This is a genomic window from Natronorubrum bangense (assembly GCF_004799645.1).
Lineage (GTDB): Archaea > Halobacteriota > Halobacteria > Halobacteriales > Natrialbaceae > Natronorubrum > Natronorubrum bangense.
On sequence record NZ_CP031306.1, the window covers coordinates 604308 to 619322 of the forward strand.

Genomic DNA, 15015 nt, shown 5'->3' on the forward strand with positions numbered 1-15015 from the left:
GTACGATCTGTTGTGGATGTACGTGTGGAGTTCTCGTCCGTTTTTTCGTTGCCCCAGAACCCGGGTTCACCGTTGGCTTCGCCCTTCACGTCCCGTCAACGCCCTAAAGGGCGGGGACTCTCTCCGTGAGTCAGGTGGTATGACACTCTGTCTGGGTCCCATATTTCGATCGGTACTTGTCAATACCCGACGTTCAAATACAGTACTTTGAGGTATGATACTCTGGAGTACGATTATACAAAGTATCATATTTGGCAAAATTGTCTACTCTCTATGGCCGCTTTCGTGAACCGCACAGAAGAACTCTCACGCCTCCACACGCTCTTCCCCTGTCAGTTGTAACTATCCGTTGACTCGATGGGAACTACCGAAAGTACCGAAATCAGCTCGGGCTAAACACATACAAAAGGTACACACGATCGTCAAGACGACAAGAGTCTCCGTCTGAACCAGTTGTGTCAAAACAGTTACCGACCCTACATCTGGACGACGACGTTACTATTTCCGCCGTTGGACAGAGAAGAGTGCGGTGACGAGCAACACAAACAGTGTGAGAACGACCCCGAAACCTGGCAGGCCATCAGAATCAATCGGGCCATCTTCCTGATCACTGGTGTCGTCCTGATCGCTGGCTTCGTCATCTGCATCACCCGCTCCATCGTTAACCGTCACCGACCCAGAGACACTGACATCGTCTGAGGAGAGTTCCACCGTATAGACGCCGGGACTGTCAACCGAGACGTTTTCGAGCGTCATCATCTCAGTTTCACTGCCCTCGAGCGTGAGCAACGTGGTTTCCTCGATACCTGCCTCATCGATCGACAGTACTATCGGTTGCTCTGCAACGCGGTCACCGGTGTTCGTTACGACGACGCTCACGTCGAATGTCTCGCCGGCTTCGACCTCGGACGGAACCTCGAAATCGGTCAGTTCGAAGAACGCGGGATCAAGTTTTTCGAGTACCACGATCGCGTCGGTCGTCGCCGTATCGTCTTCCGACCCGACGGTCAGTGAGCCCTCATCGGCGTCCCCGATAGTAGTAAGCCAGCTCAGAGAGAGTGACGTCTGTTCGCCACCACTGAGTGACACCTCGGTCGTATTGACGACGTCACCTTCAAAATTGGATAGCGTAATCTCCTGCGTGTCGCTGCGTTGGCCACTGTTGTCGATAGTCGCGTTGACTGTGACCTCCTCGCCTTCAGTCACGTTGTCAGTGACTGTGTCGATCGTCACGTCGAACGACGCGGGGCTCTGGGAGGGTCTGGTGGGTATGGGGGCCGCTTCCACCTCGATCGTCTCCGTGACTGCACTCTCGTTGTCGGTTGCGACTGTCACTGTCCCCTCTCCAACGTCACTCGAGTCGGTCTGCCAGACCAGTGTCCTCGAACTGTTTTCGCCAGCACCCAGCGTCATCGATTCGGTATCGACCTCGTCACCGCCGAAGTCGGACAGGGTGACGTTTTGGGTTCCCTCGAGGTCACCGGCGTTGGTGATCGTTACCTCGACATCCATAGAGTCGCCTTCGACTACGGTAGTCGGGTAGTCATCGATGGCGACGCTGAAATTCGCTGGCGCCAGCACGGTCACGGTTGTCGGCGGTGACGTCACGCTGTCGATCGTTGCAGTCACGTCATAGGTACCAGCAGTCGTGTTCTCGAACACCCCAGCGGCGGTCGCGTTTGTCCACTCGAATCCAGCGTTCGACTCCTCGACGACGTTGTCGAATGCGTCGTACGCAGTCGCGTCGAACTCGAGTTCCGTGCCCGCCTCGAGCTGCTGGCCGGCGTCGGGATCGATCGTGACTGAGTCAACGTTGGCCGGTTCGACCGTCACGGACACGGTGTCCGAATTCACGCCGTCAATCGTCGCCGTCACGTCGTAGGTGCCAGCCGTCGCCTCCTCGAACGTGCCGTCGGTGGTGTTTTGCCACGCGAAGGCAGTCTTATCGTCCTCGACGAGGTTGCCGTACGCGTCGAACGCGGTTGCGTCGAAGTCGACTGTTTCCCCAGCAGTGATCGTCTGCCTGTCTGCCGGCTCGAGTTCGACTGACTCGATGTCTGCTGGTTCGAGCGTGACGGTAACGGACTCGGAGACGACATCGTCGAGTGTGGCGATCACGCTGTAGGTGCCGGCGACCGTTTCATCGAACGTGCCGTCGTCAGCGTTTTCCCATTCGAATACGGTTTCGTCGTCCTCGACGATATTGTCGTACGCGTCGTAGGCGGTCGCATCGAATTCGACCGTTCCACCGGCTGTGATGGTCTGGTCGTCGTCGGGCTCGAGTTCGACTGTCTCGACGTCGCTTTGGGCGACCTCGAGGTCGACGCCCTCGGTTATTCCGCTCTCGGTGGCGACCGTCAGCGTATGCGTTGGATCGGCTGTCGTCACCTCTCCGTTGGCGATCGACAGGGTCCCCTGCCCGCTGTCGTTGAGGGAAAGCGAGGCACCGCTGAGCACCTCACCATCGTGTTCGGAGTCGACAGTGACGTCGGTGAGTTCCTGATCTGTCGCCGGATTGCCGTACTGGTCGGTCGCGTCGATCACCAACTCGAGTGAGTCACCCGCAGTCATCGCATCGGGTGCGTCGAGCCTCTCGAGTGTCTCCGCATCGGCTGCACCGACGTCGATGTCTACGGTGTCCCCGTCGATGTCGGCGGCCGTTGCAGTCACCGTGTGGTCGACAGCGGCAGTTGCGATCTCGCCCTCGACCATCGTCACCGTCGCGTTCCCGTCGCCGTCGAGAGTGAGCGAACCGTCGTTGAACACTTCGCCGTCGTGTTCGGACACGACCTCGAAATCGACGAGCTCCTGCGCTGCTGTCGGGTTGTCGAACCGGTCCGTCGCCTGGATCGTGAGCGTGACCGACTCACCCGCAGTCATCGACTCTGGCGCGCCGACGATCGACAGCGAGTCGGCGTCGGCAGCCTTGAACGTCGCCGTGGCGGTATCGCTGCCAGCGTTCTCCTCGCCGAACTGGACGGTGAATTCGCCGCTATCGGTTGAAGTCGCTGTGAACGTTGCCTTCCCGGCAGCGTCTGTCGTTTCGGTATCTTCTGCGTCGAGTCCATCGACGTCGTCGATGTCTTCGGCGTCGTCAACCCCGACGGTCGCATCCTCGACCGGGTTACCGAACTCGTCTTCGAGCGTGACCGTAAATTCGACTTCGTCGACGCCGTCTGCTACCACATCGTTTGTAGTTATGTCGGCGTTGATGGTGTCGGCTGGTGCGGATTCGATAGTGACGTTTTGGGTGTCCTGATCGTCCGTACTTTCGACGGTGACGTCACCGTCGCCGTGGGTGTTGGAGTCGGTGTCCCACTCCAGGGTGAACTCAGCTGACTCGCCACTCTCGAGCGTGACTGCCCTGTCGTCCTGTTGCTCGTCGGTAAAGCCAGTATCGGTGAGCGTGACGAGCTGAGTTCCGTCTGCTCCCCAGTTGGTGGCGCTCATCGTCACGGTGAGCGTCTCTCCGCCCACGACGGGCGAGTTCGTTTCGGTGATACTCACATCGAAGAACGGGTCGGTGTCCTCCCAGGCGAGTGCGGGATAGTCGCCTTCGACGACGTGCCACGTTCCATCACCATCTGGGAACTCGAGGGCAGCCATGTTCCCGGTGGCGTTGATACCTTGCATCTCGCTTGCTGGCTCCGCGTCGGTCGTGTCGCCAAAGCCGACAACGTTCGTGCCATCACTACCGCCACCGATTGGTTCCTCCTGAGTTGTCGTGCCAATGTCCCAGTAGGAATCCGCGACATCTTCGTTGTTTACCCCAGCGAGCCCGCCGATAGAGTCAGAGCCCTCGACACTTCCCGTCGCATACGACTCACGCACCTCGCCGCCGAAGTCGTTAATGCCGACGAGCCCGCCGACATAACTACCTGAATTTTTGACACTCCCGGTGGCATACGACTCACTCACCGTCCCGAAGTTGTAGCCGACGAGCCCGCCGACAAATTCAGAGCCCTTGACACTCCCGGTGGCATACGACTCACTCACCGTCCCGCCTACGTTCAAACCGACGAGCCCGCCGACATAACTATTAGAGCCCTCGACACTGGCGTCTTCGAGCCCAACGTTCTCGACTGTGCCATCCTCTTTGACGTACCCGAACAGGCCGACATGGCTCTCGTCACTCTGGATATACAGGTCCGAAATCGTGCGTCCGTCGCCATCGAAGTGACCGGTGAACTCGTCTCCGTCCTCGCCAACTGGCTCGAAGCCGGCACCGTCGTCGGCCGTTTCGCTTGCAACCTCGTCGTAGCCCGCGGTGCTCTCGTTGAGGTCGTTGTTCAGCACAAACTTGTCATCCAGATTCTTGCGCACGTTGTGGAGATGGTACCAGTTTTCGATCTGATAGGGGTCGTCTTCGATACCGTTGCCCCCCGCGTACATTGATTCTACCGTCACCACCACGTCGGCGCTTTCGTTCGCAGTTGCCACGCTCACCGCACCCTCGCCGACGTCACTCTCGGCGGTTTGCCACTCGAGGGTGACGATCTCGGATTCGCCAGGCTCGAGTGTGAGTTCGCGGTCGTCCCGCTGTTGGTCGTCGAAACCGGTGTCATTGAGCGTTACCATCTGCGTGTCACTCTCGCCTCGGTTCGTGACGGTCGCGTTCACCTCGAGCGTCCTGCCGACCGGTACCGGTGAGTTCGTCTCCGTGATCTCGACGGCGAAGAACGGCGCGGCCAACAGTGTTCCGTCGACCTCGGCTGTGGCTCCGTCGCTGACGGTAACGTCGACGCTCGAGTTTGCATTGTAGCCGTCCGCCTCGAAGGTCAGGTCGTAGTCGTGGCCGCCGGGGACGTTCTCGACGGTGAAGTCTCCCGCTTCATTCGTCGCCGCGGTGTAGGCTCCCGTGCCCTTTTGTGCGGTGACGGTCGCCTCCTCGATACCCGCTCCCGTGACCTCGTCAGTGGCCGTGCCGGTAATCTCGGCGTTACCGGCTAACACATAGTTTGCCGACTTTCCATCACCAGACTCGAACGGGCGGGAGGGGATCTCTGCATTCCTGTATCCCGGTTGCGAGAACGTGTAGCTGTACGTAAAGTCACCAGGGACCACAATCTCCATCTCGCCATCCTCATCGGCCACGAATGCGTTCTCGACGATACCCCATGTTCCCTCTTCGAGCCTCACGGTCGTTCCCTCGAGCGGTTCGTCCGTTATCCCATCTCTGAGCGTAATGGAATCACGCGCATCACCGGTGATCTCGAGATCCACGCCGGTCACGTTCTCGTCTTTGACCGCTGTGGTCGTTGACGCCCTGTCCCACCCCTCTTGATCGACAATCACGTCGTAGCTCTCATCCGACTCTGGCACGTTTTTGACGGTGTACTCGCCGTTTTCATCAGTCTCGGCGGTGTATTCGCCAGGAACGCCGGAAACCGTTACTTCGATGTCTCCGATACCTGTCTCGAAGGTCGTATCTTCGACCGTCCCACTCACATTGTAGGCTTCGTTCACTTGGACTGTTGCAACGTCTGCGGTGTCTGCTGTGGCGACCACAATGTCGTGTTCGCCCGCATCACCGCTGTCTGTCTTCCACTCGAGGGAGACCTGTTGGCTCTCATCACCCGAAACCGTAAGGTCTGTCTCGACGTCGACCGCCTCTCTGTCAACCGATAGCGTCACCGCCTGCGTGCGCTCGGTGGAATCAGTGTTCGTGACGGTCACGTCGACCGTAAGCGTTTCACCTTCGTTCACCGGTTCGTTCGTAACGTCGATGGTCGGGTCGAGACCCGTCTCCAGCGCTCTGAGTCCGGGGTAGTCGTCAGGACCGATCCGGACCCACCATGTCGAGTCGAAATCCAAGCGATGCATCTCGAAGATAGCGTTGAGACCCTGCATCTCGGCGGCTGGCTCGGTATCGCCGATCTCCCCAAAGCCAACGAGGGTAGTTTCGGTGGCTGCAGGATTCCCAACTGCCTCGGACCGGTTCGTGGTTCCAATGTCCCAGTAGGCGTCCTCGATGGTCGCGTCATTTTCGTTCGAGCCCACGAGTCCACCGGGATTATCAGGATTTTGTTCCGCTGAAACATCTCCGACAGCGTATGATGTGTTGACCACCGCATCTGGGCCGAGGTTTCTTCCAACCAGTCCACCGGCGCGGTCACCACCATCGACAGTACCGGTAGCATATGACTCACTTACTTGGCTGTTGATGTTGTCGCCCACGAGTCCGCCGACTCTGTCGGAGCCTGTGACACTACTGGCGGCAGATGATTCATGCACCTCGCCGTGATTAATACCGATGAGTCCGCCGATGTTAGTAATCCCTGCGACACTGCCGGCGGTAGACGATTCACGCACCTCGCCGCGATTGTCGCCCACGAGGACACCGACACTATCAGTGCCTTCGACACTGCCGGCGGCAGACGAATTAGCGACTACTCCTACGTTCAGACCAACAAGTCCGCTAACATAAGCAGAACCGTCGATTGTAACGTTTACTACCTCGACATTCTCAACTGTGCCACCATCGATCGCACCAAAGAGTCCGACAAAATTATCGCTACTACGGTCGATGTGCAGATCCAAGACCGAGTGGCCGGAGCCATCAAAGTGACCGGCGAACCTATCGCTGTTGTTGCCAATCGGCTCGAAACCCTTGCCGTCGTTTGCGGACTCGCTGGCCACCTCGTCGTAGCCAGCCGTCGTCCCGTTCAATTCGTTCGAGAGTGTGAAGTTGGCATCCAGGTTTTCACGGACATTGTCGAGTTCGTGCCAGTCCATAATCTTGTACGGACTCGATATCGAACCGTCACCGCCAGCGTAGAACGGTATCGTCTGCAGGCCGGGTGCCGGGTCCTGCTCGTTGTCGACGAGGAACGGATACGAGACCTCACGCCCGTCGTCGCTGTCAGTGTCGACGATACCCCAGGTGTCGCCGAACTCGAACATGGTGTTTTCAGCGCGGTCGCCGGTCATATCTTCCGTCGAAAGCCCCTCACCACCATCGCTATCGTCCTGTTCCGTCGTCTCAGTGTCCCAGTACGAATCCCTTACGTCGCCATCGTTGTTGGCGATGAGCCCGCCGACAGAACCAGAGCCGTCGAGCGTTACATTACCGGTGGCATACGACCCACTCACATTGCCGCCGTAGTTCCAGCCGATGAGCCCCCCGACATAAGGAAAGTTATCAGTAATAGCGTTGTCGACACTGCCAGTGGCATACGACTCACTCACGTCGCCGTCATTGCTGTTGAAGCCGACGAGCCCTCCAATAAAGCGAGAGCCGTCAACACTGCCGGTGGCATACGACTTATTCACCTCGCCGCCGTTGTAGCTGACGAGCCCACCGACAGATTCAGAGCTGTTGATACTGCCGGTCGCGTACGACTTATTCACCTCGCCTATATTTGACCCGACGAGACCGCCCACGTCTCCGTCGCCGGAGACGTCGCCGGTCGTGTACGAATTGGTCACTACTCCCCCGTTGAACCCGACGAGGCCACCCACCCTATCACCCCCCGTGATAGACACGTTCTCGAGGCCGACGTTCCGAACTTCACCGGTTTGATCGTCACCGCCTACACCACCAAACAGTCCTGCATTACCACCTTGCTCGACGGTGAGGCCCTCGATGACGTGTCCGTCCCCATCGAACGTCCCGGCGAACTGATCTTCAGTAGAACGGTCACCAATCGGATTGAAGCCATCTCCATTGTTCCACTCGGCAGTCTCACTCGCATTGATATCATTGCCGAGTTTGTAGTGCGCCGTTAGATCCCCTTGTATCGCCTGCAACTCCGAGGCATTGGTCACGATGTAGGGATCGTCAGCCGTCCCACTCCCCGCTAAATCCTCGTCTGGATCGAGGTCGTCTGGACCGGCAGCAGCGCCAGCCACCGCGAGCGTCAGTACCACCACAGCCACAGCAAGAACCGCTGTAAACCGAATCCCTCTCATTGCCCCTCCGGACTCGACATCGCATCAATTCGGCGCGCTTGGTCAGTCAACGTCCGTGGGCTGCTCCGTTGGCAAACGGCCCACCTCGAGCCCCAAACGGGCTCTGGCTGAGAACACCCGACGCATTCCACCGCTGAATAAGATCGCATCACTTGTTCATCGATACTGATACAACCGGCATAAGTTAGATACCAGCGGATGGTGGTATGGCGGCGGCTCGCTCACTGCGTGGTCTCCTGTCACCCATCTCTGAGACGTGTCTCTACGGTGACCGGAATCGATAGAGTGGTACTGCCCGACGCTCGAGACACTCACAGAGTCATGTACGTTTCCGGGCTGATCGCCTATTCGGGGTCGGCACTCGTCGGTGGTCTGCTCGCCGTCTCGCTGTTGGCCAAATACGACCGTCGACAGCCCGCCTTCACGTTCGGCCTGTTTCTCCTCGTTATCGGCCTCTGGGCAACAACCTACGTCGGCTATCTCGTGGCCTCGACCGAAGCGTGGTTACTGCTTTTCATCCAACTGTCGTATCTCTCCGTCGTCACCGCCCCAATCGTCTGGGTCGTCTTCGCCCTGCAGTACACCGATCGCGACGCGTGGCTCTCACGGCGACGGGTCGTGCTCCTGTCGGTCGTTCCCGCCGGCGTTCTCGCGCTCGTCTGGACCGCCCCGTATCACTCGTACTTCTACGCGGAGACGTTCGTCCGGACGGTCGACGGGGTCCAATTGCTCGAGACGCCGCCCGCGATCGGCCACCGGATCAATGTCGTCTACTCCTACGGCTTGCTCCTGATCGGAACGGGCCTCATCATTGGCGAGACGGTCACGAACAACCGGCTGTACAGACGCCAGTCGCTGGTCCTGTTTGCCTGTCTGAGCGCGCCGTGGCTCGCCAACGGCCTGTTTCATCTCGGCTTCCAGCCGATTCCGACAGCGGATCTCACGCCCGTCGTCTTCGTCATCATCGGCATTCCGCTGGCGGTGATCGTCCAGCGCGCCGAACTCACCGGATTCGTCCCGATTGCTCACGAACGGGTGTTTCACACCCTCGACGATCCCGTGTTCGTCCTCACCGCGTCGTACCGAGTGCTGGATGCCAACCGTGCCGCACGACGGTTAGTCGACGCCGACAGCGACCAGATCGAGGGGCGCGATCTCACGACAATTCTCCCGGCACCGCTGCTCGAAGCTGGGGATCTTCATCCGGAACTCGAGAAGGCGATGGAGTGTGTGATTGAGGTTAACGGCACGCCACGGCAGTATATCGCCCGCCTCCGAGGCACCGAGACGGCCACCCAAGGCGACCCGCGTGGCTGTATCCTCTCGCTGACCGACATCACACTCCAAAAGCGGCAACAGGAGAGCCTCGAAGCCAAAAACGAACAGCTCGAACGGCTCGCAGGCGTCGTCTCACACGATCTGGCGACACCGTTGGCGACCGGCGAGGGCCTCCTCCATCTCGTTCGGGCGGACCTCGAGTCACCGTCGGCCGAGGTCGACCAGTCGCTGTCGGATCTCGAAGCCGTCCACCGTCGCCTCCGGGCCTTTGCGGAGGGCCTTCCTGCGCTCGCCCGCGAGAGCACCGACGTGGAGACGCCGACCGACTGCGATCTCGAAACAGTCGCTCGGGAGGCGTGGGAGGTGGTCGACACCAGCGATCTTTACCTGTCGGTCGACTCGAGCGACACGCTACGTGCAGACGCGAGTCGGCTCAAGCAGGCATTCGAGAACCTGTTTGCGAACGTCGCGGAGCATGCGGTCGACGGGCAGAGGGGAGCGACAACTGTCCGAATCGGGCGACTGTCAACCGCTTCGGGATTTTATATCGAAGACGACGGGCAAGGGATTCCCGCGGGTCGGCGTGAGGATCTCCTTGCCTTTGGGGTGTCGACCGGGAGTGGGTCCGGCTATGGGCTGGCGATCGTCCGGACAATTGTCGAAGCTCATGGCTGGTCACTATCGGTCACCGATGGCTCTAAGGGCGGTGCGCGATTCGAGGTCAAGACGCTTCCACACGCCCCGTGAACGGTCGTTCTCTGTAACACACCACTATACGGTGGTATACACTTTAGTAGTCCCCCGCGATACTATCAGATATAATGGATCAGGTTGGAAGTGGTGTGTTCAGCTCCGCCCGCAGTCGACGGGGATGTGTAGTGTGACCGTAAACAACGTGGCAGAGTCGGTTTCGGCACCCGCATCGACCCGGCCGATTTCGGTGCTCTTGATCGACGACGACGAGACGTGGTCCCGGACACAGCGTCGACTGCTCGAGCGCTCCCACGAACGCCTCAGTGTGTCGACGGCGACCAGTTTCAAGGCGGCTCGATCCGCGCTCGCGGCCACCGAGCCTGATTGTATCGTCTGTGACTACCAACTCGGCGACGGCACCGGTGTCGAACTGCTGGCTGAGGTTCGTGCCACCGAACCGGAGCTGCCGTTTATTCTGGTAACCGGAGAGGGTGATGAGACGGTCGCCAGCGATGCGATCGGCGAGCGGGTTACCGACTACGTCCGGAAGCTGGATCTCGGCCAGCAACCCACCGGGTTGGTCCGGCGGATCGAAACGGCTGTCGAGGCTGACCGGAGCCGCCGAGCGTTGGCCCGCGAACAACGGCAAAAGGAGGCCCTCCTCGAAACTGTAACCGTCTCGGCCACCCGTTCTGAACTCGGCGGGAACATCTGCGAGCAGCTGGTCGACAGCGGCTACGCCTGTGCGTGGATTGCTGTTCTCGACGATGATCGCGGGGTCGTCCCACTTGCGACGGCTGGTGACACCGACTATCTTGAAGCCGCAATCACGCCCGGGACGCGGCCAGTCGAGTGCGCCGAACCCACGTTCCGCTCACTCGACGAAACCGGACCGGTCGTCCACTCGCTGGCAACCCTCGAGGGGACAGAAACCGAGTCAGCCGACTGGGAACAGGTTGCCGTCGACCACGGCTTTAGCGTAGTGGTCGCGATCCCGATCAGTCACAATGGGGTCTATTTCGGTGTGTTGACGGTCTATAGCCGGACACCACAGATCGACAACCGTGAACGGGCGTTGCTCACCGAGTACGCCGAGACGGTCGGCTATGCCTTCCAGACGACCGCGTGGAAGCGAACCCTCCTCTCGTCTGCCACCGGAACCGTCGAATTTGCACTCAGCGGCGGGTGCCACCCACTCCTCGAGCTTGCGGCAGTACTACCCGACGAGTCGACGCTCCGCGCAGCAACGGTCATCCCCCGAAACGACCACGAAGTGCTCTACGTGACGACCGTCGAAGGGGTCACGGAAGCTACCCTCTCGGAGGGAGTCGACACGACCGAGACGATCGTCTCGGTCGACTACTACCGAACCGACGACGCCATCCAGTGTGGACTCGTCGTCGAATCGCCGGCTCCCGAAACACGGCTCGTCGACGCCGGGGTCTCGCTATCACAAACCGTTGTCGACGACAGACACGCACGGATTTCGGCCGTTCTCAGTGGGGAGAGCACCGTCAACGCGTGTGTCGATGTCCTCTCGGAACTCTATGGTGAGGGGTCGGTGAAAACGCTCTGGACCGCCGATGAATCCACTACGTCGAGGATGGAGCCGATCGACGACCTGACCGACCGGCAGCGACAGGTGCTCGAACTCGCCGTCGAGGCGGGCTACTTCGAGCGGCCGCGACACAACAACACGGGCGAACTCGCCGACGCCCTCGACATTTCGCGGGCGACCTTCACTCAGCACCTACGGGCCGCCCAGCGGAAGTTGTTTGCAGCAAAAATCCATAGGTAACGTACCTCAAGTTGTGACATCTTTCCGTCTGGGGCTGCGACATCTCTCACTAGTCTCTTGTTCTATCCCTCCGATCGTCGAGGAGTTCGAGCAGGCGATCGCGGTGGGCTCGGATTGTTGTCGGCGACGTGCCGGCCACGTTAGCGAGTTCTTGTCGTGTGAGACAGTGCCCCAGCTCTTGGCCTGCTCTGTACAGACAGGCTGCGGCGAATCCGTGTGGATGGCACCCGGTCGTGATCTCTGCCTCCTCTGCGACAATCGCGAGCGTGAGTGCTCGATGGTTGACTGCGTCGGCTCTGACTTTATGAGAATCCTGTTTAAGCCCCTAGTGTAGCTTCAACTGTGTTCTTGCTAGCTCTCTTCCAGTGCAACTGGATAGAGTCGGCGTAGTTTGATCCGTGCATCATCAGTTGTGAACTGCCAGTCGATGAGGCGATCAGCCGCGTTTCGCTTGGCCTGCCACGCAGCGACCTCCGACCGGAGGGTCGCTGCGTGGTAGATGCGGCGATCAAGACACTGTCGTTTGAGGACGCCAAGCTCAATCTCGGCCATGTTCAACCAGCTACCGTGCTTGGGGACGTAGTGGAACTCGAACCGATCAAGGTACGCTTGCGCTTTTTCCGGTGGGAGAAACTGATAGAATCCGGCAGGATTGTGCGTATTGAGGTGATCGACCACCACCCGGATGCACTCGGCATCCGGGTAGTGGTCATCCGCGAGTTCGATCATTTGGTCGATCCACTCTTTGGTGCGTCTCCTGTCTGTGACCTCGACGTTGACCCAGCCAGTCAACGGTTCCGTCGCAAGGTGGAGTTTCTTCTCGCCATTGCGTTCATAGTGAGTGTCAATACGTGCGACCGCTCCCGGTTTCGCCGGGAGCGGGTCGCGTTTGTGTCCACGGAGAGTTTTACTGGACTCGTCGAAACAGATGACTGGACGGCTCTCGTCGTACGGTTCTTGGTAGAGCTCAAGAACGTCCTCCATGTAGTAGATGAATTCGGCGTTCTGGTCAGGCGGAATTGCCCAATAATCCGAGAGATGCGGTTTCAGGGTGTTTTTTTAGACGCTGTCTCACGGTTTCGTGAGAGATCGACTCGAAGTCGATCTCGTCGAGGGTCACGAGTTCGTCTGCAAGGAGATGAAGCGTCCAGCGAGAGTGTCCGTCCGGTGGTTCGCTACAGGCAAGCCGGATAAGGTGAGCTTCGGCTTCTCCGTCGAGTTTGCGTTCATACTCCCGGTCGGGCTTGCGGCGATGAATCGCCGCGAGCCCTCGCTCACTGTAGGCTTTCCGCGTATTGTACGCTGTTTTCCAGTGACAGCCGACGTGCTCACCGATTTTTGAATCGGTGAGCCCGTCATCCGCCTTCAGGAGAATCCGTGCCCGCGTATTGTCCTCGCCCTTCCGTTCACCGGTCGAGATGAACCATTCGAGTGTTCTGCGGTCTTCGCCAGAGAGTTCGACAACGTGCTTCTTCGTACCCATTCCTAGAGATAGGCTCTCAGAATGCTTAACCTAGCAGGTCAAGGGTTGAAGCTACACTAGAGGGCAGGGCGTTTCTGATCGAGAAACAACTTGCAGGGGTTTTTGTTACAACCAGGACGACCGTCTCATATGCGTCCTCAACTGGTCCCCACTGACAATAGGAACAGCGCACAGCCGAGCAATCGACGACGGTTCCTCCTCGGGATTGGGACTGCGACAGCAATGCTGGCTGGCTGTCTCAGCGGCGACGATAACGATGATCTGAACGGCACCGATGAGAACGGTGCAGAAGAAAACGACGACACTGAAGATGGTCCGGCAGATGAACCGGGCTACGCGAACTGGCTCCCCGCTGAGAACGACTGGTTGTACGTAGCTTACGTCAACTTCGACGTCCCCGAAGCCGGCGAACAGGATGAGATCTCGCTCGATCCGGCTGAGGATGTTGACGACCCACTGGTAACGTTCCCGCTTGAGGTTGGCAGTTCAACTGTCGGTCTTTTCTCGCTGGGCCTCGCGGCTGCCGACCTACTACCAGTGCTCGATCCCGATGAGGAGTTCGAGTCGGAAGCAAGCAGCCTGCTCGTGGTCAATGGCACCATTGTCGTTGAGGGAACGTTCGACACCGACGAACTCCACGACCGCCTGACTCGTGAAGCGGAGCCGTTCGCCGCCACCTACGAACAGACCAGTGCACTCCATGGCTACGACCGCTACGAGCCTGTCGAGGTGCCCGACGGATTGGAGGACGCACCCGTGGTCGCACTCGACGAGGATACCATGGTAGTTGGTTCGGACGCCGATCGACTGGAGCAGGTCGCCGCTACCGGGGCTGGCGATCGCCAGTCGGCAGCCGAAGCAGACGACACCGTCGCGTGGCTCGTCGAGCAGACTGGCGATGGCGATGTTGTGTTCGGTCACATCGGGCCGGTACCCGAAACGGAGTTTGATCTCGCGGACTCCGTCGGTGATGAACCACCGTTCCACCCCGCGGAGAGCGAAGACGTGATGGCAGCCGCGACGTTCGACCCCGAGACAGACCAGCTCGATGCCCGGTTCGCGCTGACTGCCGACGATCTCGCCGAGGTGACTCGTGAGACAGTCGAGAACGAGTTCGGCATGATGGGCTCTGATGTCTCTGTCGATATCGAAGACGACCGCCTCACTTCGAGTGCGACCTATGACGCTGCCGACATCAGTGTCGGGACCGATAATGAGAGACAGGACCTCTCCAGAGAAGAGGCTGAAGCACTCGTCCCCGAGGACGCGCTGGAATTCCGGTACGAGCCGCCACTTGACGATGAGCCCTTCGGCGAGTTCTGGGTTGAGATAGTCGAAGAGACAGCTGCAGCGGCGATTCGAGTTGAGGCCGATTCCGGCGGATACAATGAGGTCGGCCCACAAGAGGGCACTGTCAACCCTGGCACTGGTGTGCCGGTCCAAATCGATCCCGATGGCGACGGCGTAACGGTCTTTGCGGTTGACGAAACGGATGCGATCGGCGAACTCACCAGCAAACAGGTACCTACCGGTGACCTCACTTCCGAAGAGGTTGCGCAAGCCGTTCCCGAGGATTCGTTTTCCTTCGCGTACGAACCGCCCGAAGTAGGCGATCTCGGCAGTCTCCACATCGAAGTGGTCGCCGACACTGACGCTGACGTCCTCGTCGCACAACCCCGGGAAGCACCTGGTAGTTTTTCCGATAGCGCGGGATCGCTTGACGCGAACGAGCCAGTTGCAGCTGGAACAACGCTGCAGGTGCCCGTTGATCCGGACGGAGACGACGTGGTTGTATTCGCAACTGTCGGCGAGGCAACCGGCGAGGTCACCCGCTGGGAGGGCCCTTGATCCA

7 protein-coding genes are annotated in these 15015 nt (G+C 59.4%); 3 read left to right on the plus strand and 4 right to left on the minus strand.

Translation table 11 applies throughout. From position 1 onward, the window contains the following. Positions 1 to 498: 498 nt before the first annotated feature. The gene (locus DV706_RS18275) at positions 499 to 7911 is read right to left on the minus strand and encodes a GLUG motif-containing protein (protein ID WP_006067186.1); all 7413 of its coding nucleotides are present in this window, start codon (positions 7909 to 7911) and stop codon (positions 499 to 501) included. 321 nt (positions 7912 to 8232) lie between these two features. On the opposite strand from DV706_RS18275, the gene DV706_RS18280 reads away from it, so the two are divergent. Beyond that, complete coding sequence (locus tag DV706_RS18280; protein ID WP_006067187.1) at positions 8233 to 9936, plus strand: sensor histidine kinase; 1704 nt, start codon at positions 8233 to 8235, stop codon at positions 9934 to 9936. Positions 9937 to 10060: 124 nt separating this feature from the next. After that, complete coding sequence (locus tag DV706_RS18285) at positions 10061 to 11680, plus strand: helix-turn-helix domain-containing protein (protein ID WP_006067188.1); 1620 nt, start codon at positions 10061 to 10063, stop codon at positions 11678 to 11680. A gap of 49 nt (positions 11681 to 11729) precedes the next feature. On the opposite strand, the gene DV706_RS22140 is transcribed toward DV706_RS18285, so the two are convergent. From DV706_RS22140 to DV706_RS22150, 3 genes are all read right to left on the minus strand, one after another. Further along, entirely contained in the window at positions 11730 to 11939 is a 210-nt protein-coding gene (locus tag DV706_RS22140; protein ID WP_136350996.1) for a hypothetical protein, read from the minus strand. 92 nt (positions 11940 to 12031) lie between these two features. After that, positions 12032 to 12730 (minus strand): IS630 family transposase, encoded by a 699-nt coding sequence (locus DV706_RS22145; protein WP_206537769.1) that lies wholly within the window; start codon positions 12728 to 12730, stop codon positions 12032 to 12034. After that, a complete protein-coding gene (locus DV706_RS22150; RefSeq protein ID WP_049889919.1) occupies positions 12690 to 13163 on the minus strand; it encodes a helix-turn-helix domain-containing protein in 474 nt (157 codons plus the stop codon). Before DV706_RS22150 ends, DV706_RS22145 begins: the two co-directional genes overlap by 41 nt. A 129-nt stretch (positions 13164 to 13292) precedes the next feature. Here DV706_RS22150 and DV706_RS18300 point away from each other — a divergent pair, with 129 nt between their 5' ends. Beyond that, entirely contained in the window at positions 13293 to 15011 is a 1719-nt protein-coding gene (locus tag DV706_RS18300) for a hypothetical protein (protein ID WP_136350963.1), read from the plus strand. Positions 15012 to 15015: the final 4 nt, after the last annotated feature.